This is a genomic window from Microvirga puerhi, from assembly GCF_020089865.1.
GTDB classification, from domain to species: Bacteria; Pseudomonadota; Alphaproteobacteria; order Rhizobiales; family Beijerinckiaceae; genus Microvirga; species Microvirga puerhi.
On record NZ_JAIRBM010000028.1, the window covers coordinates 1 to 22601 of the forward strand.

Genomic DNA, 22601 nt, shown 5'->3' on the forward strand with positions numbered 1-22601 from the left:
AAAGGCATCACTCCCGATGCCAAAACCTCAAAAGACCCTGCGGTCCCGAAGCTCGCCGCGCCGTCCGTCCCAGAACCGCGCCGCCGATGAACAGTCATCTACAAAAGACCCACTCCAGTGTCAACACAAAAACGGAAGAAATTTTCAGTTCTTGTAAGGCGACTTCCGAGTGTCATTCGTTTTTGGCAAAGTAATTGCGTTCGCGGAAACGTATAGTCTTCCGCGTTACTTTGCCAAATAGCTTGATGCCATTCGGCCTCTTGAGCGATTTGTCAGAGGAGCCTGTGAGCAGGTTTGAATTGCTTCAAACTCTTCAAGGCTCATGCATTGAGTCCGGAGCATAGAAACCCGCAAGGGAATCCGCTTCGAAAGCGTGCGGCAGAACCGATCGGTCCGAGAGCTGCATGCTTTCGAAAAGGCGCAGCGTTGCTTCCTGGAAGAGACCAGGGCCGACGATTGCCGTATCCGGGAAAAGCGCCTGCCTGCTTTTGCAGCGGCGCGGGGAGGGACACATAATCGATCTCCTGCGCTTTGCAAGAGAAAATGATCATGAGCCCACAAGGGGCCTATTCCACCGCGTCTTTATTGCCCGAAGAGTGTCGGGGTCTTTCAATAGATGGCTCGGCAATCGTCGTTAACAAGATGTAATTAACGGTCGTCACGTATGCAGGTGCGATCTGGATTTCCGCTGGTTCTCAGAGCAAGGCTTCCGGCTGCTTCAATCATGGCCTGTAGGATATTGGTCAAGCACCTGAAGCATCGGCTCATAGACGGACCTAGACCCAGCGTGGCCGATTGCGGACAAAGGCGAATGCCACGGATCTTCCGTGCGACATTGCCGGGACATAAGCGACCATCGTCATAGAGATCGATATGGTGTTCGTTCGTGATCTCGGCATGAAAATGCGCGGGCCTGGACGAAGTTTCTGTCCCCGCGCGGAGGGAGCTTGTCCAACGGGCAGCAGCAACTTGGTATCGGGCGAACGCTGGTGACGCGTCTCGTCATTGCTACCCCGTAACGGGGGCGGATATGGCCGCACTCCTTATACCAGTACAAGGTATTTCCACTTCCCGAGGTCCGACGGACGACTTCACCATTCCAGGCCGGCAGGAGCAGATCTAGTGCTTGGGCTTGGCCTTTTCCTGGAAGGCCTCGCTGACGGCCCAACGTTTTGACTCGCCGTGGAGGTTGTCCTTCGGACGTTCTTTGGCTGGCTTTTTGGATTCGCGGTTGCCGTGCTGTTCGCGGTGAGCCATGGCTCGCCTCCCGAGACAGTTGGATGCACACGAGTCAATCGGGAAAGGGCGAAGCTGTTCCGAGCGCGAGCGGAATTTGTGGCCATTGCCGACAGGCTTGGGATTTCCGCAGTTCCTGAAACCGTCGGGAGTTGGAATGGCAGGCCAGCTGCCTCGGCTACGAGTTCGAGAAGCTTCCGTCCGAGGATGGGCGATCCGACGAGCCGTCTGTTCCTCGACCACGCAACTGAAACCGAAAGGCCGAGATCTGAAGTCCCGGCCTCTCTCTTCCGAAGGGAGTCCTAGAGCGGTAGACCTCGAAGGGACGCGACTGCCGTCATGACTCCCCGTAGTTCCGCAAGGCCCCTGAGGCGGCCGATCGCCGGATAGCCCGGATGCGTCGGCTTGCCTACGTCGTCGAGCAGTTCGTGGCCATGGTCAGGACGCATGGGAATGCGCCACCGCGGATCGCCGAAATCCTTTCGGCGCTTCTGCTCCTCAAGGATCGTCGTCACGACGGCTACCATATCGGTATCGCCACCGAGATGATCGGCCTCCATGAACGATCCATCGGCATCCTTTGTGACATTCCGGAGATGAGCGAAATAGATCTTTTCAGCGAAGCGCCGTGCGATCGCGGGCACGTCGTTGGTGACGCCTGCACCGAGCGAGCCGCTGCACAAGGTAATGCCGTTCGCCGGGGAATTGACAGCGCCGATGATAAAGGCCAGATCATCCTCGTTCGAGACGATACGGGGCAGCCCCATTAAAGGGCGCGGTGGATCGTCGGGATGAATGCACATGCGGATGTTGACCTCTTCCGCTACCGGAATGACTTCACGTAGAAAGCGGGCGAGGTTCTCACGAAGGCGCGTTTTATCGACGTCGCGATAGCGATCGAGGATGCGCCGCAGGCCCGGAATATCGTATCGGTCATAGGCTCCCGGAAGACCGGCCATGATATTGGCCAGAAGTTTGCGGCGATCCGCTTCCGACGAGCGGTCGAACCATATCTTTGCGCGCGCGAGCACGTCCGGCGAGTGATCGCTCTCCGCACCAGTGCGTTCGAGCATGAAGCAGTCGAACGCAGCATATTCGTGAGCATTGAAGCGCAGCGCGGTTCCGCCGCCGGGCAGCGGATGGGCAAGTTCCGTCCGCGTCCAGTCAACCACCGGCATGAAGTTGTAGCACACTGTCGTTACGCCGCACTGTGCTAGGTTGCGCAGGGACTGGCGATAATTGTCGAACAGCGGTCCAAGATCTCCCTCGCCGATCTTGATACTTTCATGGATAGGAAGGCTCTCGACGACGCTCCAGCGGAGGCCCAGCGAAGGATCTGCTGCAATCATCGCCTTTCGAGTCTCGATTTCCTCCACTGTCCACACGACCCCATAAGGGATCTGGTGGAGGGCTGTCACGATTCCGGTCGCGCCGGTCTGACGGATGTGCGGAAGCTGGACGACGTCGTCGGGACCGAACCAGCGCCAAGTCTGTTCCATGGTGGTAACCTCGTGAGAAAACCGGGCCTATGCGCCGGGACTGCGGTTGGGTTTCTGACCGGTAAGGCGAGCTAGGGAGTCAAGCTCTGCTCCAGGGGGGACCGGAAGGAAGGTGAAATCGATTTCATGCGTCATCGAGAATGAGATCCGGATATTCGGCTGCAAGTGCTTCGGCGCTTTTCAGGACTTCAGACAAGTGAACCCTTATGGCCGCCTCGGCTGCGGCTGGGTCTCGCTCGAGAACTGCAGTCAGAATATTTCTGTGCTGGGTGATCAGAGCCGACACCGGCGTAATGACCGGGAGGCTCAAGAAGCGCACACGGTCGAATTGCGATTTTTCTCGTTCAAGAACGGCCCAGATCTGGGCAATTCCGATGTCATCTGCCAGTGCGCGATGAAACGCATCGTCCGCCGCCGTGAACAGTTCGGGGTCGGTCTGGACGCGTTCCTGTTCCTCAAGGGCGGCCGCAATTCTGTCCTGCGCTTCCTGCGAGAGCCCGCGTTCAGTTGCACGTCGAGCGATGGCCACTTCAAGCGACTCGCGCACGAAGCGCGCCCTCTGCATGGCAGCCAGCGAAATGCGACTTACGAAGCTGCCACGCTGAGGCTGAACATCGATCAGGCCCTCTTCGACGAGACGAATGAGCGCCTCTCGGACCGGGGCCCGGCTCGTGCCGAAGCGAAGCGCAAGTTCATTCTCGGAGAGACGGGCGCCAGGTTTTAAGCGGAGGGTCACAATATCATGACGGATCTGACTGTGGATCCCGCGTACCGTTGCAGAGGGGAGGGAGGCTCCAGGGCCTGACAGCCGCTCTACCTGTTCTCGCATGTTTGAGGGCATCAGAAATTCGCTTCCGCGATCCAAAGGATTCTTGTCGACTAGTCGACAAGTAGCACAACATCTTGTCTTGAATCAAGCCGTCCGTAGGCAATTAGAGCTCATGCTGGATGTGCTTCCGGGGACAGCGATAGTCGGAAAGTCTGATGAAAGGAAAGAGATCACCGGGCTAACCCGGAATAACTGCCGTTGATTGACCGGAAGCTGATTATGAATCTGGAAGTTCAGTGGCGGAGTCCCGTATGGCCGACATCATCGCTCTCGCAGATCTAAGGGCAAGCGCGAAGCACAATGAGGTCCTCTCCCTTTTTAAGGGACGGAAGTCGAAAGGCCGATCACGAAAGGCGCTGACGAAGTCGGAATTCCCGAGCGCCCGCCCAGGCATCTCTGGCAATCTGAACGATCTCTATGAGCAAGCAAGCGCCGTCCTCATGAGACATTATGACGGCGATCCAAACGTACCGGACATCGTGGCCGAGAGATGCCTCGACTTGCTGAAAGCTCTTTCCGCACATGCGAAGCCTGAATAGGCCCGCCTCGAAAGATCACATTCTACATATTAGAGAGCGCAGCGAACGTCCTCCGTCTCTCGCTCGATGGACGCGGCTTTGGACGGTGCAGGATGCGGTGAAAGCGAGGGATCATACAGCAGCTTAACCTGTCTTCTGTAACATAAAGTGTGCTCTGGTCAGCATCCACGTAGGAAGATAAGCAAATTTTCTTTTATTCAGGTTCCATTCATACGTCCGGCTGCGGAAACATACTTTAACCTGCTTTGAAACTACTTCAGGTCCTGTGCGTTGCATGGCAACGGGTGAAGAGCCCGGGAAGCTTTTCAGGAGTTGAACATGTCAAGGAAGATCCTTCTCGCGGCTGCCGCCGTTGCCCTTCTTGCGCCTGTGAGCGCATTCGCTCAGGGAGGGGCTGCCGCTGGAGCTGCGACGGGAGCCGTAGGCGGTGCGGTTGTTGGCGGACCTGTCGGTGCTGCCGTTGGTGGTGTCACGGGTGCAATCGTCGGCGGTATTGCCGATCAGCAGCAGCCTGAATTCCGCCAGTATGTGACGACCCAGAAGGTCCCCTCGTACACCTACAAGGAAGAGGTTCGTGTAGGCTCGGTTCTGCCGGAATCTGGGGTGACGTACCACGAGGTGCCCGCCCAGTATAAGGTAAAGGGATATCGATACACGGTCGTGAACAATACTCCCGTGCTCGTTGAGCCGAAGACCCGTAAGATCGTACAGGTCATTCACTAGAAACGATCACCAGACATCCGGCCTAGAAGGATGCCCCGGCAGCGCAATCTTCGCTGCCGGGGATCGTTGCCATGAGGTTTAAGACGCTCAGATCGTGTTGAAACGCAGCTATACTGCTAGTCGGGCGTCGCGGTGCGCTCGAGATCCAAATGCAGCCTTGATAGAGGTGCTCTAATCCCCAGATCGAGACAAAGTCTCGACGGCATTGGGAGACCCCTATGGATGACAGGTTATCACGCGAAGAGGTGAGCGCGTTGGTTGGGCCCGCGGACGACGAGGTGCTGACCGAGATCCTTAAGCTCGGCGTTAATCGAACCGAGCTCACGGAGGCCTATGCATGGCTGGAGAACGGCGAAGTCCTATCGAAGGATGGCAGACATCCACCGTCGGGTCGCGTCGCTCGCCTGATCGAAATTCTTCAAGCCTGCGACGAGGATCTGTCTGAAGCTCCAAAGCCATAAGTCGCAGGCAGTTGTGTAGATATGTCGTTAGAGGCTGTCCTTGGGGGCTGGCGTTTCCGCGAATAGTGAAACTGCTTCGCAGCGATGCATTCTCAAGAAACGCCATTCCACGGGGCCACCATATCGGCGCTGCTCGACCTTATTTCATGAGCTTTGAGCATTCTTGTCTCTGGCATTTAGCATGCCCTGAATCTCATTACGCTCAAAATGACGAAGTGATCTCCATTACTTAGGGAACCGATGAGCGAGATACCCGATATATGTATCGGATGCTGATTGAAGAGCGTGGCTGAGACGTAAAATGAGGAGCGCGCATAGGGCGGACCACTTCGCTTGCCGATAGGTCGCCTTGCGAGCCTGAGTGTGCATCCTGCCTCGTTAGCGCCTTGTGACACGCGGGTCCGCTTGACGCCACCGTGTGAAGCTCACCGTCGATTCTTCGCTCTTCGAGGAGATTTTGGTCGATGAAGATTGCCCAGGTGGCTCCCCTGTACGAAAGCGTTCCGCCGCAACTCTATGGCGGAACGGAAAGGATTGTCTCTTATCTCACCGAAGAACTGGTAAGACAGGGCCATGATGTGACCTTGTTTGCATCCGGTGATTCTGTGACCAATGCCGAGTTGGTACCATGCTGCAGCATGGCTCTTCGGCTCAATTCCGCTATCAGAGATCCGTTGCCCTATCACATCATGATGCTTGATCAGGTTAGGCAACGGGCTCGCGATTTCGACGTCGTCCATTTCCATACCGATCTGCTGCATTTCCCCTTCGTCCGCGAAATTGCGGACAGGGCAGTTACGACAACACATGGGCGTCTTGATCTCGCAGATCTGGCTCCGTTCTATAAAGCATTTTTGGACGCCCCGCTGGTCTCAATCTCGGATGACCAACGTAAACCAATCCCGGATGTAAATTGGATTGATACCGTCCATCATGGCCTGCCTGAGAATCTCCTGCCGTTCCATGCAAATGCAACCGGAGGATACCTTGCGTTTCTTGGGCGGATCTCGCCGGAGAAGGGGCCAGATCGCGCAATTGAGATTGCCGCCAAGACCGGAATGCCGCTCAAGATAGCGGCGAAGGTCGACAGAATCGACCAGGCGTATTGGGACGAAGTCATCAAGCCTATGGTTGAGGCTCAAGACAATGTCGAGTTCATCGGCGAGATCAACGAGAGCCAGAAAGCCGACTTTCTGGGCAAAGCTGCTGCCCTTCTCTTTCCGATCGACTGGCCCGAGCCGTTCGGAATCGTGATGATCGAAGCGATGGCGTGCGGAACACCCGTAATCGCTTTTCGATCGGGGTCTGTTCCGGAAGTTGTCGATCATGGAAGATCCGGTTTCATTGTCGACACGGTGGAGGAGGCTGTCGAGGCCGTTCATGCGCTCAGGCTGTTGGCTCGCGCTGAGGTGCGTCGCTGCTTCCAGGAGCGCTTCACGGTCGAGCGAATGGCTCGTGACTATCTTGAAGTCTATCGTAGCCTGCCCGGCTTACGTCGAGATGCGGTTCACCGCCGGATAAATGGAAAAGCGGCGTCGCTGCATGTGGTGGCATAGTCATGCGTATTGAAGCGACCGTCTTGGGTGAGGGGGACGTGGTGACTGATCTGAAAGTTCAATCGGTGGACGAGACGCCAGATGCATCCCCTGATCAATTTGCAGTCATATCGCAGTCGTCTCTGCAGGAGCGGAGGCCGCGCGTTCTCAAGCATGGCGATACTTTCGGCGTGTTCGATCGCAACGGGGACATTCTTTCGGGCGAGGGAAATCCGGATGGCTTGTTTCACCGTGACACACGGCATCTCTCCCACTTGGATCTTCTGATCAATGGCACGCATCCCATTCTTCTATCTTCCACGCTTCGTGACGATAATGCCGTTCTCACGTGTGATTTGACCAATCCAGACCTGCCAGACGACGCAGGGCGGCTCTTTCTAGAGCATGATGTCATTCATATTCGCCGGTCGAAGTTCCTTTGGAGAGCTGCTGGGTATGAACGTCTGCTGGTTCGCAACTTCGGAGACCGGCCTCAACATCTGACGTTGGAGCTGCGGTTCGAGGCGGACTTCGCGGATCTGTTTGAAGTTCGAGGCATGCGGCGCCAGCGCAGGGGTACATTTTATCCGGCCGAGGTCGGGACCGGAAGCGTCACTCTGTCCTATCGTGGTCTCGACGATGAAACGAGGATCACGCGTCTTCGCTTTGACCCGCCTCCGACGCGCCTTGAATCGCGAAGGGCGGTATTCGATGTGGACGTCAGGCCAGGACAGCGTGCGGTGATCTTCGTCGAAATCCACTGTGATGGCGATCTGCCGCAGCGGCGCCCACGGGAGCACTATCTCCTGTCGATGGTCGAAGCACGGCGACGCGCGCGGCAGTCGTCCTCTCGCGCGACATTGATCAATACCTCGAACGAGATTTTCAACGAGGCCCTGCGCCGCTCCCTTTCCGACCTTTATATGCTGGTAACAGATACGCGTGAGGGGCCCTATCCTTACGCTGGAACCCCGTGGTTCAGTACTGCGTTTGGCCGTGACGCTCTGATCACGGCCTATCAGACCCTATGGATGGATCCGGCCCTGGCGCAGGGTGTTCTCGGATTCCTGGCGGCCAACCAGGCTCAGATCGAGGATCCCGCCGCGGACGCTGAACCGGGCAAGATCCTTCATGAAGTTCGTTATGGCGAGATGGCCGAACTTGGCGAAGTGCCCTTCCGCCGATATTACGGCAGTGTCGACTCGACGCCATTGTTCGTGATGCTGGCCGGCGCTTATCTTGAGCGCACGAACGATGTTCAGACTCTGGAGAAACTCTGGCCCCATATCGAGGCCGCTTTGCACTGGCAAAAAATCTTCGGCGACCGGGATGGAGACGGATTCCTCGAATACGGCCGGCGAACGACGGAGGGGCTCGTCAATCAAGGCTGGAAGGATAGTCACGACTCCATTTTCCATGCGGATGGTAGTATGGCGCGTGGGCCGATTGCGCTCTGCGAGGTACAAGGCTATGCCTTCGCTGCCAAACAGGCAGCATCCCGAATTGCACGCTCTCTGGGAAGGGTTGATCAGGCTATTGTGCTGGAGACGGAGGCTGAAGCGCTGAGGCAGCAGTTCGACGATGCGTTTTGGTGCGAGGATCTCGGCACTTATGCCTTGGCATTGGACGGTGAGAAGCGACCTTGTCGAGTCCGTTCCTCCAACGCAGGGCATGCGCTATTCACGGGCATCGCGCGGCCCGAGCGCGCGGCCCAGCTGGCCGAGACGCTCATGAACTCCGCTTCATTTTCTGGCTTTGGCGTAAGGACGATCGCCTCTGCGGAGGCGCGCTACAATCCGATGTCATATCACAACGGTTCGGTGTGGCCGCACGACAACGCGCTGATTGCGCTGGGTTTGGCCCGATACGGCTTCAAGCAGGAGGCCGCGAGGATCTTTGAAGGGCTCTTCCACGCATCCGTGTATATAGACCTCAGGCGTTTGCCCGAGCTTTTCTGTGGTTTTCCCAGACGCCGCGGACAAGGGCCGACGCTGTATCCGGTCGCATGTGCGCCTCAGGCCTGGGCGGCGGCGACACCGTTCAGCTTGGTGCAGGCCTGCCTTGGCATGGATTTTGATCCTGCGACCAAGGCGGTGCGGCTGAACCGGCCCGTCCTGCCGGATTTCCTCGATGAACTCGTCCTGCGAAACGTCGTCCTTGGGGAATGCCGGCTTGATCTGGCGGTCCAGCGGGCGGGTCGCGAGGTGGCAGCCCACGTCCTGAGCCGGACGGGGGATGTGAAGGTCGTCATTACGAACTGATCTTAAGGTCAGGACCCATCGACTGCGCGAAAGGCTGGGAGACCGCGTCGCGCCCAGAGAGGTCTGTTGTCACCTCGTCGATGCCGCGGTGAAAACCGCCAATTGAGCGTCGAATGCACGTTTGTAGGCGGGCCGCGCTTCACCACGGGCGGCATAAGCGGAAAGGTTCGGATATTCGTCCAGAAGACCCGAACTTTTCAACCTGAGTAGTACCGACGTCATCAGAAGGTCCCCGGCACTGAACTCGCCGTCGAGCCAGTCGGCGTCGCTAAGGTGACCGGAAAGCTCGCTCAATCGCTTACGGATGCGCCCCTCGACGACGGTCATGCGTTGCTCGTGCCAGGCTTCGTCGCGCTCGACGAGCCTGGCGATTGCGCGATCAACGATCGGCGGCTCCATCGTGTTGAGCGCGGCAAACATCCATGTGATCGCTCGCGCCCGGGCATTCACATTGTGTGGGAGCAAGCCCGCATGGCGCTCCGCGATATGGAACACGATCGCTCCCGACTCGAACAGGACGAGATCGCCTTCTTCATAGGTCGGGATCTGTCCGAAAGGATGGAGCGCAAGGTGTGGGGGAGCCTTCATCGCTTCGAACGAAAGGAGACGAACGTCGTAAGGTTGGCCCACTTCTTCGAGTGCCCAGCGAACGCGCATATCGCGCGCCAGACCCTTGCCGCCGTCGGGCGACCGTTCAAAGGCGGTGATGGTGGGGGTCATTGGAAGCTTCCGGGGGAATGACGCCACAGCACATTACGTCGTCGATTGTTAACGCTTGTTTCATGGCGATGTCTCTCCCTGGTCTGACATCCGCTCAGTCAGCATGGAAGGGCTTGGCGAGCTCGAATTCCATGTCATGTGACGTCGACATTCAAGTGCAGCGGGAGAAACTGCCAATGTATGATCAATTCTGGCTGACGAAGGCTCAGCTCAGGTGTCTTGAGTCCCTTTTCCGCGGATGAACGGCATTCCGCGTGTGACATTCTCACAGTGTCCTTCAGCTAGCCACCCGCAACGGCTTCTCGATAAAGTGGCCGGTGACGACTCGCTGGAGGAACGAATGAAGCTGGAAAAAGGTGAGGGGCCTGAGCCGCTGGATTCCGGGGCGCGCAGGAAAATTCCGCCGGTCATCTGCTATCCGACGGACAGCTTGGCACCGCCAGATCTTCCGGCCTATCGGGCTGCGCGGGACGGTTGGCAGAAGGTGGACGAGGTCATCGTGCCGCCGCGCGACGCGCGTACCTTCGAGGTGCCCGCGGGTTCCTTTTTCCGCATCGTCTCGATCGAAGGACCGCAAGTGGGTGATCTTAACCTGTGGTCGATGCAGGATCTGAAGGAGCGCTTCTTTTCCGGCAAGACGCGGGCGCTGCATGGTACCCATCTTTCGACCGGTGACCGTCTCTGGTCGTCGCTGCCTTATCTTCGGCCGATGGCGACCATCACGCAGGATACGCTCGACTGGTATGGTTTCGACGAGTGGGGCGGCTCCGTTCATGATGTGATCGGCACACGCTGCGATCCTTATACGCACCGGCTTCTGTCCGGGCATGACTATCATCACTGCTGCCACTCCAATCTGACGCGCGCCCTCGCACATCGCCTGCACCGACCGCTCGCCGAAGTTGAGCCTGCGGTCCATGACGTGCTCAACGTCTTCATGTGCACCGGTTTCACGCGCGATACGGGGCAGTATTTCATGAAGGCGAGTCCCGTCAGGCCGGGCGACTTCCTCGAGTTTTTCGCGGAAATCGATCTTCTCGGCGCCCTGTCAGCCTGTCCGGGGGGCGATTGCAGCTCCGAGCATTCGAGCGATGTCGCCGCCTGCCATCCGTTGCTCGTCGAGATCTATCGGCCGAAAGCGCCGCCCGTGGGATGGGTCTCGCCGGCGCGGAGCGCCTATCATGGAGGACATGGCGAAGAAGCGCCTTCGTAGGATATTATTCCGCAGTCTCTGATCTGGGGTGGGGCGCCGGCGTAAGGACACAGCCCGGCTTTAATGAGGCCCTAGGGAAAAAGTGAACAATGTCCGCGTCGCCCCAGTCCGTAGGGCCTCTCGTTGGGAAAAGTCATGTGAATCAGCCCAGACTCACAAGGGCGGCCGGGCTTAGAACGGCGATAGCGGTGATTGCTACGATCAGAAGGCGGAACAGCATGGGACCCTCCTTCAAGGTCGTGGGGAAGATGGCATTCCGTGGACCGAGCTGCGGTGCGCGCCCGCACGGCTTGCTCCGAAGCTTTTCTCAAGCTACGCCTTGACGCGATGAACCGCACCGCACTCTATACCGGCAGCTTCGATCCCGTGACCAACGGCCATGTCGACGTGGTCCGGCAGGCTTGTCGCCTGGCCGATCGGCTCGTTCTCGCCATCGGGGTGCATTCGTCCAAGACGCCCGTCTTCCCTGCCGAGGAGCGGGCCGAGTTGCTTCGTGCTGTCTGCGGGCCGCTTCTGGCCACGACCGGGACCGACCTGGAGGTCGTAACGTTCAACGATCTTGCGGTGGAGGCCGCCCGGCGCCACGGCGCCACGCTGATCGTCCGCGGCCTGAGGGACGGGACGGATTTCGACTACGAGATTCAGATGGCCTCCATGAATGCCGCGATGGCGCCGGAGATCCAGACGGTCTTTTTGCCGGCCTCGCCTCCGGTTCGCCCCATCACCGCCACGCTTGTACGTCAGATCGCCGGAATGGGCGGCGATGTCTCAGCCTTCGTGCCGGACCTTGTCGCCGCGCGACTGAAGGCCAAATTCCAGCGGCAATGACGCCGCTTATCCTCGAAGGAGTGTACTTCATGAAGCGTTTGCTCGCAGCCGGAGCGCTCGTGCTCGCCGGTCTAGCCCCCGCTGCCGCCCAGCAGGCCACGGATCCGCAGAACACGGTCTATCTCGATACGAAGGACGGCCGCATCACCATCCTCCTGCGCCCGGATCTGGCCCCCAAGCACGTGGAGCAGATCAAGGCGCTAACCAAGCGTGGCTTCTACAACGGCGTGCCGTTCCATCGGGTGATCGGAGGCTTCATGGCCCAGACCGGCGATCCGACGGGCACCGGCACGGGCAAGTCCGACCTGCCGAACGTCCCGGCGGAGTTCACCAAGACGCAGTATAAGCGCGGCTCGGTCGGCATGGCCCGTTCGTCGGATCCGAATTCGGCCAATAGCCAGTTCTTCATCTGCTACGAGGGCTGTGGCCCGCTCACCGGCCAATACACGCTCTTCGGCGAGGTGGTGTCCGGCATGGACGTCGTGGACAAGATCAAGAAGGGCGATCCCGCTGCCAACGGCATGGTCAGCGGTCCCGACAAGATCGTGAAGATGCAGGTCGCCGCCGACGCGAAGTCATGACCATTCCGGCGACACGATCGGCGCGGCGGCTCATCGCTGCGTTTCTTCTCGCGGCGGCCTGGGCTGGACCGGTTGCCGCGCAGGACTTGTCGCCTCGGGAAGATCACGACGATCCACTCCGGCGGCTCGATCCGAGCCCGAGCCTGCCGGAGGGCATCAACGGCACGATTCGCCCGGGAGAGGGCGAACGGACCGAAAAGATCGACAACCTGAATGGCATTTTTAGCGCGTTACAGGCCTGCTGGCGGCCACCCGCCGGCAGTGGGTTTTCCGGACAGGAGGTCACCTTGCGCATCGCGTTCAAGCGCAACGGCGACGTTCTCGGAAAGCCCCGCATCACCTATTATCGGGCCGGGAACATGCCGGATCAGCGCGAGCCATTCACGCGGTCCATTCAAGAAGCCTTCACGCGCTGCACGCCCCTTCCATTCTCGGAAAAGCTCGGCGGAGCCGTCGCGGGTCGCATTTTCACCTTCCGTTTCTCCGACACGCGGCCTATGTGATCGGCAGAAGCGACGTATCTCGCAGTTACAGTATTTTCAGTCAGGAGAAGACGATGGCCGATCCCGAGAACACACTCATTCTGGAAACCACCAAGGGCCGCGTGGTTATCGAGCTTCGCCCCGACCTCGCCCCGAAGCATGTGGAGCGCATCAAGACTCTGGCGCGGCAGGGCTTTTATGACGGCATCGTGTTCCATCGGGTGATCGACGGCTTCATGGCTCAGACCGGCTGCCCGCAGGGCACCGGTACCGGCGGTTCCGATCTGCCTGACCTCCAGGCCGAGTTCAACGCCGAGCCGCATGTGCGGGGAACGGTGTCGATGGCGCGTACCAACTATCCGCACTCCGCCAATTCGCAGTTCTTCATCTGCTTCGACGATGCCCGCTTCCTCGACAAGCAATACACCGTCTGGGGCAAGGTAACGGAAGGCATGGAGAACGTGGACAAGATCAAGCGCGGCGAGCCTGTTCGTGATCCGGACAGCATCGTCTCCATGAAGGTCGCGGCGGACGTGGCCTAAATCGCTTCTCCCGGCAAGGGAGAGGCTACGCGAAGTCCGGATGAGGGGAGCGCACCGTTGAGGTCAACGTGGCGACCATGTAACCCCTCATCCCAGCCCTCTCCCTAATGGAGAGGGAGTTCGCGGGTGGCCTAGCCAAATTTCATGCGTGTCGATCTCTTCGATTTCGATCTGCCCGAAGACCGCATCGCGCTCCGCCCCGCGGAGCCGCGCGATTCCGCGCGCATGCTCATTGTTCGGCCAGGTGATGTGTCCTTTGAGGACCGCATCGTGCGCGATCTGCCGGAACTCCTGCAGCCCGGCGATGTGCTGGTTCTCAACGATACGAGGGTTATCCCGTCTCGCCTCTATGGTCTGCGCATGCGCGAAGAAACCGCCGCGCGCGTCGAGATCATGCTGCATAAGCGGGAAGGGAACGATCGCTGGCGTGCCTTCGCCCGCCCGGCGAAGAAGCTGCAAGTCGGGGACCGGATCCGTTTCGGTGAAGCCTCCGAGAGCACCTCCTGCGAGCTCGTTCGACTCGATGCCGAGGTCGAAGCGAAGGGTGAGGGCGGGGATGTCACCCTGCGCTTTTCGTTCACCGGTCCCTTTCTGGACGAGGCCATCGCTCGTCTCGGGGAATTGCCGCTGCCACCCTACATCGCGGGAAAGCGCGCGACCGATGACCGGGACAGGACGGATTATCAGACGGTCTACGCGCGCGACGAGGGGGCTGTGGCCGCGCCGACCGCGGGCCTGCACTTCACCGACGACCTGTTCCGCCGCCTCGATGCGCGCGGGATCACGCGCCATTTCGTGACGCTGCATGTGGGTGCCGGCACGTTTCTGCCGGTGAAGGCAGACGACACCGCCGAGCACAAGATGCACGCGGAATGGGGCTCGGTTTCCGAGGCGACCGCGCGTGCGCTGAACGAAGCGAGGGCCCGGGGAGGGCGCGTCGTCGCCGTCGGTACCACGTCCTTGCGTCTTCTCGAAAGCGCTGCGCGGGAAGACGGAATGATCCTGCCGTTTTCCGGTGATACGGATATTTTCATTACGCCCGGCTATCGTTTTCGCGGCGTCGACGTGCTGATGACGAACTTCCATCTGCCACGCTCGACGCTCTTCATGCTGGTCTCCGCCTTCGCCGGACTAGACAGGATGCGCGCTGCCTATGCGCATGCCATTGCGACAGGCTATCGCTTCTACTCCTATGGGGATGCGAGCTTGGTGTTTCGCGCGGACTCCGACGCCGTCCTCGAGGATCGCGCGGGACGGGACTAACAAAGAGGTTTTGATGACGACCGATCAGTTCACATTCACGGTGGCGAAGACCGACGGTACGGCCCGAACCGGCGAGATTCGCATGCCGCGCGGAGTGATCCGGACGCCTGCTTTCATGCCGGTCGGCACTGCCGCGACCGTGAAGGCGATGTATCCCGACCAGGTGAAAGCGCTCGGCGCCGACGTGGTTCTCGGAAACACGTACCACCTCATGCTGCGTCCGGGTGCCGAACGTGTGGCGAAGCTCGGTGGTCTGCACAAGTTCATGAACTGGCCCTATCCGATTCTGACGGATTCCGGCGGGTTCCAGGTCATGTCCCTTGCGGCGTTACGCAAGATCGATGAGACCGGCGTTACGTTCCAGTCGCATATCGACGGCTCGACCCATGTGATGACCCCGGAGCGCTCCATCGAGATCCAGGGCCTGCTCGGTTCCGACATTCAGATGCAGCTCGACGAGTGCGTGCGTCTTCCATGTTCCGACGAGGTGGCCGAGAACGCCATGCGCCTGTCGCTGCGGTGGGCGGAGCGCTGCCGCATCGCTTTTGGCGAGCAGCCCGGCAAGGCCATGTTCGGCATCGTGCAGGGGGGAGCGGTCGAACGGCTCCGCATCGAAAGCGCGAAGGAACTCGCCAACCTCGACCTCAAGGGCTATGCGATCGGTGGTCTGGCGGTCGGAGAGCCGCAGGACGTGATGTTGCGGGTGATCGAGGCGGTCGAGCCCCATATGCCCAAGGAGAAGCCGCGCTACCTGATGGGCGTCGGCACGCCGGACGACATCGTCGAGGCCGTGAGCAGGGGCGTCGACATGTTCGACTGCGTCATGCCGACCCGCGCAGGCCGGCATGGGCAGGTCTTCACGCGTTTCGGGCGCATGAATCTGCGCAACGCCAAGCATGCGGAAGACACTCGTCCTCTTGACGAGGGTTCGAAATGCCCGGCGTCCAACGGCTATTCCCGAGCCTATCTCCATCATCTCGTCCGCTCCAACGAGATCCTCGGCATGATGCTGCTGACCTGGAACAACCTTGCTTACTACCAGGACTTGATGGCCGGCCTGCGAAAGGCCATCGCTGAGGGCCGGCTGGAAGACCACATTGCCGAGGTGAAGGAAGGCTGGGCGAAGGGTGATCGGGACGGTATCGCCGACCACATCGACAACATGGCGACGGGCGGCGAAGACTGATCGGTCCGCGAGTACTGCCCGGTTTCTATTCAATGATTTGACAGCAGCCGTTCGCCGGGCCGGCCATAGCTCGCCCAGCGCGCTTGACTCCGTCGACTCAGTATAATAACCATATGGTTATATAACCGTATGGCTAATAACGTGAACGCAGCTCAACGCCTCGATGCCACCTTTGCGGCTCTCGCCGATCCGACGAGGCGCGCCATTCTCGCGCGGCTCTCTCTCGGTGAGGCTTCAGTCTCGGAATTGGCACGGCCCTTCGCTATCAGCCAGCCCGCGATCTCCAAGCATCTGAAGGTGCTGGAAGAGGCGGGCCTCATCAGCCGCGGTCGGGAGGCGCAGAAGCGTCCCTGCCGTCTCGTCGGAAAACCGCTCGCCGATATCAGCGAATGGCTTGAGGCTTATCGCCGCCATTGGGAGGGCAACTTCCAGCGCCTCGATGCCTTGCTCGACGAACTGAAAGCCCAGGAACCACAAGCGGGCGCGGAGCGCCCTGAAGGAGGAAGCTTATGAAGAACGCCGGAACATTGGTCGTGACGACACCCTCGGACCGCGAGATCGTCATGACGAGGGTCTTCGACGCGCCGCGCGATCTGGTCTTCGACGCCCACACCAAGCCACAGCTCTTGAAGCGGTGGCTTACGGGTCCCGATGGCTGGACGATGGACGTCTGCGACGTCGACCTGCGAGTCGGAGGTACCTATCGCTTCGTCTGGCGTCACGCGGCCGGTGGCAGCGAGATGGGAATGGGCGGTGTCTATCGCGAGATCGTGCGGCCGGAGTGCATCGTGCAGACCGAGCGCTTCGATCAGGCCTGGTATCCGGGCGAGGGGCTCGGAACGCTGGTTCTGCGGGAGCAGGACGGTCGGACGACCCTGACGAGCACGATGCTCTACGAGTCGAAAGAGACCCGCGACATGGTTCTCAAGTCCGGCATGGAGGGTGGCGTGTCGGCGAGTTACGACCGGCTTGCGACTGTACTGGAATCGCAGATATCTGGCGCGACGAAGGGCGCGGCCTGATCCTTCCTCGATCGTCATTCCAGGGCCACGTGCGACCCTGGAATGACGAGTTGGTCGTCAGCCCAAGGCGCGCAAGTGCCGGATCGGTCGACCCGGCGCGATCATTTCCGCAGCGGCAATGATGCCTTGCGCGTCGATGCCGAAATGGCGGTAAAGATCCTGCACAGTGCCGGTTTGGCCGAAATGCTCGACGCCGAGCGAGCGCGTGCGATGACCCATGACCGAGCCGAGCCACGCCAACGTCGCCGGGTGACCGTCAAGAACCGTGACCAGCCCGCAATGGAGGGGCACTTCACCAAGCAGGCGCTCGATATGGCTGCGCGCATGGACGAGCCCACGCTCACGGGCGCGCTGCGCTGCCGTCCACCCGGCATTCAAGCGGTCTGCCGACGTGATGGCAAGCAGACCTACATCGCGACGGTCCTCCGCCATGAGGCCTAGAGCCTCGATGGCTTCCGGCGCCACCGCGCCCGTATAGGCGACCACGACCTGGGCATTGGGGCCTGGCTTTCGCATCCAGTAGGCGCCATCGACGATGTCGGACGCGAGATCCGGGCTCATATCCCGCTGCGGCTGGTCGACGCTGCGCGTCGACAGGCGCAGATAGACGGACCCGCCGGTCTCGTCACGCAACCAGGACCGTTCGTTCGGCTCGCCTTCCCCGTCGCGCTGCAGGTAGTCGAAAGCCCAGCGGAGGATCACCGAAAGCTCGTCCACGAAGGCCGGCTCGAAAGAGGCGAGCCCATCCTGGGCCATGCCGATGAGAGGCGTTCCGATCGACTGATGCGCTCCGCCTTCCGGGGCAAGCGTGACGCCGGAGGGCGTCGCGGCGACGATGAACCGGGCGTCCTGGTAGCAGGCATAGTTCAGGGCATCGAGACCACGGGCGATGAACGGGTCGTACAGGGTGCCGATCGGCAGGAGCCGCTCGCCGAACAGGGAATGCGACAGCCCCAGCGCCGAAAGCAGGATGAACAGGTTCATCTCGGCGATGCCGAGTTCGATATGCTGCCCCTTCGGGCTGAAGTCCCAGGTGAAGGTGGATGGAATGCGTTCGGATCGGAAGATGTCCCTCATCTCCTCCCTGGCGAACAGGCCACGGCGGTTCACCCACGCTCCGAGATTGGTCGAGACGGTCACGTCCGGGGCGGTCGTGACAATACGATCCGCCAGGGGCTCACTGGAGCGCGCGAGCTCGTTGAGGATGAGACCAAACCCCTGCTGGGTCGACATGGTCGGCTGCTGCGGCGTGACGAGCGCAGCCGGGACAGGCACTTTCTCTGCTTCGTAACGGCGCTTGCCGCGTGCATTGAACGGGACCGAGGCCAGGAACCGCTCGAGATCCGCCTGCGGCAGGCTCAAGCCATCGAACTTGTCCCATTCATGTCCGGGCCGCACCTCGGCGCTGGCACGGAAACCTTCCATCTGGGCCGGAGTGAGCAAGCCGGCGTGATTGTCCTTATGGCCGGCGAGCGGCAGGCCGAAGCCTTTGATCGTATAGGCGATGAAGACGGTCGGCCGGTCATGGTCGACGGCCTCGAAGGCTTGGAGCAGGCTCGGCAGGTCGTGTCCGCCGAGATTGGACATGAGCCGTGCCAGCTCCGCGTCGGAGCGCCGCTCAATGAGGCGTGTCACGTCACCCTGGTCGCCCAGATCATCCAGGAGACGCTTGCGCCAAGCCGCCCCGCCCTGGAAGGTGAGGGCGGAGTAGAGCTGATTGGGACACGAATCGATCCACTCGCGCAGGCGTTCGCCTCCAGGCTCGCGGAAGGCCTCCTGCATCAGCGAGCCATGCTTGAGCACCACCACGTCCCAGCCGAAAGACCGGAAGAGCGCTTCGAAGCGGGCATAAAGCCCCTCACGCACGACCGCGTCGAGGCTCTGGCGGTTGTAGTCGATGATCCACCAGGTGTTCCGCAGACCCTGCTTCCAGCCTTCCAGGAGAGCTTCGAAGATGTTGCCTTCGTCCATCTCCGCATCGCCGACGAGGGCGATCATGCGGCCTTCCGGGTTCTCCTTCCGCCAACCATGGGCCTTGACGTAGTCCTGGACGAGGCTCGCAAAGAGGGTCTGGGCGACGCCGAGGCCCACCGAACCCGTGGAGAAATCGACATCGTCGATGTCCTTGGTCCGGGAAGGGTAGGACTGCGCCCCCTTATAGCCGCGGAAGTTCTCGAGCTTTTCGCGGGTCTGGTGACCCAAGAGATACTGGATGGCATGGAAGATCGGGCTCGCATGGGGCTTTACCGCCACGCGATCCTCGGGCTTCAGCACCGCGAGGTAGAGGGCCGTCATGATCGTGGAAAGCGAAGCGGACGAGGCCTGATGTCCCCCGATCTTCAACCCGTCCCGATTGGAGCGCAGATGATTGGCATTGTGGATCGTCCAACTGGAAAGCCAGAGGATCTTGCGCTCGAACTCGGTCAGGTAGGGCAGGCGGGGATCGGTCATCGTGCCAACTCGGAAATGCGGTTGCTCCGAGGATAGACACTGGTTCTCGCGCGGACAATCACGACAGGCGTCGGGCTGCTACATTTGATAGTCTGCTGCCGCCGTCTGGTCCTCCCCACGGGTCCCTCGGACCGGGTTGAGCAGGGCAGACAGCACAATCGACAACGCAAAGTTCAAGCCAAGCGCATAAAGCGCCGCGTAGCCGGGAATGGTAAGGCTGCCGAGCGAAAGGGGCACGACGGCTGACTGGAACGCCTGCGATGCGGCCATCCAGGTTCCGGTCAGGATGCCGACAGCCCAGCCGATCAGGAGCGCCCAGGGGTTCAGCCAGGGCGTGTAAAGGCTCACGATGACGGCAGGAATGGTCTGGCTGATCCAGATGCCGCCCAGAAGCTGGAGTTGAATCGCATATTGCAGCGGCAGGAAGATAATGAAGACAAGCGCTCCGAATTTGACGATGAGCGATACGATCTTCGCATTCTTCGCCTCCTGCTGCGGTGTCCGGTCCGGATTGATGAACGGGACGTAGATGTTGCGCGTGAACAGATTCGAGGCCGCTATCGACATGATCGCTGCCGGGACGAGACCCCCGATGGCAATGGCGGCGAAGGCGACGCCCGCAAACCAGCTCGGGAAGGTGTGGAGGATAAGCGCCGGGACGGCGAAGTTCGTTCCGTAGCGCGCGAATTGATCGGCGAATTCCGGCAATTTGTTCACGTTGAGTGCGAGCGCCATGAATCCTGTCAGGGCCAGAAGGCCGAGGAGGAAGGAATAGGCCGGCAGATAGGCTGCGTTGCGACGGATCACCTCGCGTCCACTCGAACTCAGGATTGCGGTGACGGTGTGAGGATAGAGAAACAGGGCGAAGGCGGAACCGAGCGCCAGGGTCGCATAGGCGGAGTATTGTCCTAGATTTCCATCCTTCGGAGAGGTGAGAAGCAGCTTCGACTCAGGCACTGCCGCAAACAGATTCCCATACCCGCCAAGCTCGATCGGAATCACGACGACCATCGCGATGACCGTGACATAGATCAACAGATCCTTGACGACCGCGATCATCGCCGGTGCACGCAGTCCGCTCGTGTAGGTGAAGGCGGCCAGAATCACGAATGCGATGATGAGCGGCAGGTCGCCAAGGAACCCCTGGGCCTGCACGCCCATGGCGCCGATCACCACTTCGATGCCCAGAAGTTGGAGCGCGATGTAGGGCATGGTCGCAATAATGCCCGTCAGCGCAATGGCGAGGGCAAGCCAGCGATTGCCATAGCGCCCTTGGACGAAGTCGGCTGCCGTAATGTAGTTGTGCTTGTGTGCCACTGCCCACATGCGTGGCAGAATCAGGAAGACCAGCGGGTAGACGATGATCGTGTAGGGCAGGGCGAAGAAGCCGATCGCGCCTGCGCCGAAAACGAGGGCCGGCACTGCGATGAAGGTGTAGGCCGTGTAGGCGTCGCCGCCGAGCAGGAACCAGACAACCAGCGTGCCGAGCCGCCGGCCGGCGAGACCCCACTCATGCAGCAGATCGAGGTCCCCCCGCCGCCAGTTTGCGGCAAAGAAGCCGAGGACCGTGATGAAACCGAAAAGCAGGACGAAGATGATCAGCGCGGTCCAGTTCATGTTCGTCCTCCTCGGGACAAACGACCCGCAAGGCGAAAGGCTCTAGCCGGTCAGGCGGCGCACCAGAACGATCAGGCCCGAGGTGATGAAAACCCAGGCAAATTGATACCAGTAGAAGAATGGGACGCCCCAGAGCCGTGGCTCGATCGAATTATAGAACGGCACCCAGAGCAGGGCGATGAAGGGTATAATCAGCAACAGGTTCCAGGCGAGAGAGCGTTGCTGCGGTTCGCGGGGCGCGGGCATCCGACAGACCCTTTCCCAGACTCGACGTCCTGGTATGACGGCAAGGTGGACGCGAGCCTTCGGTAAGAAACGGGACGGTTCGCCTTGGTTCCAAAAATCGGTGCTCTTTCGCAGCAAATGCCCGCTTTTTTCGCCAACTTCGGCATGACCGCGGGGAATAACCGGTCGCTATGGGCATTTTCGATTGACCGCGTCGCCGAGAGCCCCTATTTCGGGCTCACCTCTGGGAGCGCGTAGCTCAGCCGGTAGAGCATCTGACTTTTAATCAGAGGGTCCTGGGTTCGAGTCCCAGCGCGCTCACCATTATTTCCCAGAGGGTTACAGGGCATTGTTGAAGCTTAGCTTCATGCCCTGTTGTCGGCTCTTGTTCTTGAACAGTTCTGCGAGACCACGGGTGAACACTCTCGCGTCCTTCGCCGGCGCGACAGGTATGACGAGCGGCAAAGTCGGAATGAACAGGACGAGAGCGAAGGGGACCCGAACGTGGTCTTTCCACCTCGGCGAATCCGATTTCAATTTGTTCGCGTCTCGGAATCCTTCCTTCGGTAAGCGCTTTCGTACCCTACAACACCCACCGCTTGTCGCCGATGCGGGTACCGAAGCTCCGGGCGAACATGAGGAGTGCGTCGATAATCGGCTGATCTCCGGTCTTTTCGATTGAAAACAACGGGTACGAAACGCTGATGGCAACGCCCATCGACTTCTGCGGATCCTCGAACCCCACGGAGATCGCCTTCACGCCCTCAAACAGTTCCTGATTCGAAACCGCATAGCCCCGCATTCGCGTCATGGCGATATCGCGCAGCAACTCATCAATGGATGTCTTGGTCTGCGTCGTCAGCGACTCCGGATCGGCGGAGAAGAGTGCGCGGATCTCCTGGTCGGACTTGAGAGCGAGCAATGCCTTGCCCATGGCCGCGGCATGAGCCGGCAACCTGTGGCCCGGTTCGACCGCGAATTGGATAGGCTGGGGACCTCGAACTGTCTTGAGAACAAGGACCTCCGTACCTGAGGGCACGCCCAGCCATACCGTGTGCTCCGTCTGGCGAGCGAGTTCCTCCATTTCCTTCCGGGCCTCTTCCACCAAGTCGAAGTTCCGGTGGAAGCTCGCAGCAATCTCCACCGACAGGATACCTGCCCGATATCGTTGCGTGACGGGATCCTGTTCGAGCAGTCCGCCTCGAGCGAGGGATGCCAGAAGCCGCGAGGCATTGCCTCTCGTCATCTTGAGGTGACGGCTGGTTTCCCCAACCCGCAACTCTCCACCGCTGTCGACGAGGAGCCGGAGGGCGCTCATCGCCTTGTCTATGGATTTCATGGATCCTGTTCTTCTCTTTAGTCGCTTGACGGAAGGTAAAACGCGTGCC

At 60.1% G+C, this 22601-nt stretch carries 23 protein-coding genes and 1 tRNA gene; 15 read left to right on the forward strand and 9 right to left on the reverse strand.

From position 1 onward, the window contains the following. Positions 1–1119: 1119 nt before the first annotated feature. From K9B37_RS22950 to K9B37_RS22960, 3 genes are all read right to left on the reverse strand, one after another. Positions 1120–1257: a hypothetical protein gene (locus K9B37_RS22950; RefSeq protein WP_224315879.1), complete on the reverse strand. Its 138-nt coding sequence runs from the start codon at positions 1255–1257 to the stop codon at positions 1120–1122. Between the two features lie 281 nt (positions 1258–1538). Then, positions 1539–2735 (reverse strand): mannonate dehydratase, encoded by a 1197-nt coding sequence (uxuA, locus tag K9B37_RS22955; RefSeq protein ID WP_224315881.1) that lies wholly within the window; start codon positions 2733–2735, stop codon positions 1539–1541. A gap of 124 nt (positions 2736–2859) precedes the next feature. After that, positions 2860–3576, reverse strand: a complete 717-nt coding sequence (locus K9B37_RS22960; protein ID WP_369414411.1) for a GntR family transcriptional regulator — start codon at positions 3574–3576, stop codon at positions 2860–2862. Between the two features lie 239 nt (positions 3577–3815). On the opposite strand from K9B37_RS22960, the gene K9B37_RS22965 reads away from it, so the two are divergent. The 5 genes from K9B37_RS22965 to K9B37_RS22985 all read left to right on the forward strand — a co-directional run bounded on the left by K9B37_RS22965 (position 3816) and on the right by K9B37_RS22985 (position 9083). Continuing rightward, entirely contained in the window at positions 3816–4103 is a 288-nt protein-coding gene (locus tag K9B37_RS22965) for a hypothetical protein (RefSeq protein ID WP_224315885.1), read from the forward strand. Positions 4104–4421: 318 nt separating this feature from the next. Then, complete coding sequence (locus K9B37_RS22970) at positions 4422–4826, forward strand: DUF1236 domain-containing protein (protein ID WP_224315887.1); 405 nt, start codon at positions 4422–4424, stop codon at positions 4824–4826. A 218-nt stretch (positions 4827–5044) separates the two neighbouring features. Next, complete coding sequence (locus tag K9B37_RS22975) at positions 5045–5287, forward strand: hypothetical protein (protein WP_224315889.1); 243 nt, start codon at positions 5045–5047, stop codon at positions 5285–5287. A gap of 464 nt (positions 5288–5751) precedes the next feature. Then, positions 5752–6843 carry a glycosyltransferase family 4 protein gene (locus K9B37_RS22980; protein WP_224315891.1) on the forward strand — a complete coding sequence of 364 codons (1092 nt, stop codon included), beginning with the start codon at positions 5752–5754 and terminating at the stop codon, positions 6841–6843. 2 nt (positions 6844–6845) lie between these two features. Then, on the forward strand, positions 6846–9083 hold the full coding sequence (locus K9B37_RS22985; protein WP_439651781.1) for an amylo-alpha-1,6-glucosidase: 2238 nt from the start codon (positions 6846–6848) through the stop codon (positions 9081–9083). A gap of 69 nt (positions 9084–9152) precedes the next feature. Here the strand turns inward: K9B37_RS22985 and K9B37_RS22990 are convergent, their stop codons facing one another. Continuing rightward, complete coding sequence (locus tag K9B37_RS22990; protein WP_224315895.1) at positions 9153–9803, reverse strand: glutathione S-transferase family protein; 651 nt, start codon at positions 9801–9803, stop codon at positions 9153–9155. A 340-nt stretch (positions 9804–10143) separates the two neighbouring features. Between K9B37_RS22990 and K9B37_RS22995 the strand changes: the two genes are divergently transcribed. From K9B37_RS22995 to K9B37_RS23035, 9 genes are all read left to right on the forward strand, one after another. After that, the gene (locus tag K9B37_RS22995; RefSeq protein ID WP_224315897.1) at positions 10144–11016 is read left to right on the forward strand and encodes an urea carboxylase-associated family protein; all 873 of its coding nucleotides are present in this window, start codon (positions 10144–10146) and stop codon (positions 11014–11016) included. Positions 11017–11343: 327 nt separating this feature from the next. Continuing rightward, a complete protein-coding gene (coaD, locus tag K9B37_RS23000; protein ID WP_224315974.1) occupies positions 11344–11844 on the forward strand; it encodes a pantetheine-phosphate adenylyltransferase in 501 nt (166 codons plus the stop codon). Positions 11845–11873: 29 nt separating this feature from the next. Further along, a complete protein-coding gene (locus K9B37_RS23005; protein ID WP_224315899.1) occupies positions 11874–12425 on the forward strand; it encodes a peptidylprolyl isomerase in 552 nt (183 codons plus the stop codon). Continuing rightward, positions 12422–12928: a UCP034077 family protein gene (locus K9B37_RS23010; protein WP_224315901.1), complete on the forward strand. Its 507-nt coding sequence runs from the start codon at positions 12422–12424 to the stop codon at positions 12926–12928. The genes K9B37_RS23005 and K9B37_RS23010 overlap by 4 nt, the downstream gene beginning before the upstream one ends. A gap of 53 nt (positions 12929–12981) precedes the next feature. After that, positions 12982–13449, forward strand: coding sequence for a peptidylprolyl isomerase (locus K9B37_RS23015; RefSeq protein WP_224315902.1), 468 nt, complete (start codon positions 12982–12984; stop codon positions 13447–13449). A gap of 144 nt (positions 13450–13593) precedes the next feature. Continuing rightward, the gene (gene queA, locus K9B37_RS23020) at positions 13594–14712 is read left to right on the forward strand and encodes a tRNA preQ1(34) S-adenosylmethionine ribosyltransferase-isomerase QueA (RefSeq protein ID WP_224315904.1); all 1119 of its coding nucleotides are present in this window, start codon (positions 13594–13596) and stop codon (positions 14710–14712) included. A 13-nt stretch (positions 14713–14725) separates the two neighbouring features. After that, the gene (gene tgt, locus K9B37_RS23025; RefSeq protein WP_224315906.1) at positions 14726–15898 is read left to right on the forward strand and encodes a tRNA guanosine(34) transglycosylase Tgt; all 1173 of its coding nucleotides are present in this window, start codon (positions 14726–14728) and stop codon (positions 15896–15898) included. A 141-nt stretch (positions 15899–16039) separates the two neighbouring features. After that, a complete protein-coding gene (locus tag K9B37_RS23030) occupies positions 16040–16411 on the forward strand; it encodes an ArsR/SmtB family transcription factor (protein WP_224315907.1) in 372 nt (123 codons plus the stop codon). Beyond that, entirely contained in the window at positions 16408–16920 is a 513-nt protein-coding gene (locus tag K9B37_RS23035; RefSeq protein ID WP_224315914.1) for an SRPBCC family protein, read from the forward strand. The genes K9B37_RS23030 and K9B37_RS23035 overlap by 4 nt, the downstream gene beginning before the upstream one ends. Positions 16921–16977: 57 nt before the next feature. Here the strand turns inward: K9B37_RS23035 and K9B37_RS23040 are convergent, their stop codons facing one another. The 3 genes from K9B37_RS23040 to K9B37_RS23050 all read right to left on the reverse strand — a co-directional run bounded on the left by K9B37_RS23040 (position 16978) and on the right by K9B37_RS23050 (position 21234). Next, a complete protein-coding gene (locus tag K9B37_RS23040) occupies positions 16978–19371 on the reverse strand; it encodes a thiamine pyrophosphate-binding protein (RefSeq protein WP_224315916.1) in 2394 nt (797 codons plus the stop codon). 78 nt (positions 19372–19449) lie between these two features. Next, positions 19450–20988 carry a monocarboxylate uptake permease MctP gene (mctP, locus tag K9B37_RS23045; RefSeq protein ID WP_224315918.1) on the reverse strand — a complete coding sequence of 513 codons (1539 nt, stop codon included), beginning with the start codon at positions 20986–20988 and terminating at the stop codon, positions 19450–19452. A 42-nt stretch (positions 20989–21030) separates the two neighbouring features. Continuing rightward, positions 21031–21234: a DUF3311 domain-containing protein gene (locus tag K9B37_RS23050; RefSeq protein WP_224315920.1), complete on the reverse strand. Its 204-nt coding sequence runs from the start codon at positions 21232–21234 to the stop codon at positions 21031–21033. Positions 21235–21461: 227 nt separating this feature from the next. Here K9B37_RS23050 and K9B37_RS23055 point away from each other — a divergent pair. Then, positions 21462–21537 (forward strand) — tRNA-Lys (locus K9B37_RS23055). Between the two features lie 15 nt (positions 21538–21552). Here the strand turns inward: K9B37_RS23055 and K9B37_RS23060 are convergent. Both K9B37_RS23060 and K9B37_RS23065 read right to left on the reverse strand, forming a co-directional pair. Next, positions 21553–21750 (reverse strand): hypothetical protein, encoded by a 198-nt coding sequence (locus K9B37_RS23060; protein ID WP_224315923.1) that lies wholly within the window; start codon positions 21748–21750, stop codon positions 21553–21555. 46 nt (positions 21751–21796) lie between these two features. After that, entirely contained in the window at positions 21797–22552 is a 756-nt protein-coding gene (locus K9B37_RS23065; RefSeq protein ID WP_224315924.1) for an IclR family transcriptional regulator, read from the reverse strand. Positions 22553–22601 lie beyond the last annotated feature (49 nt).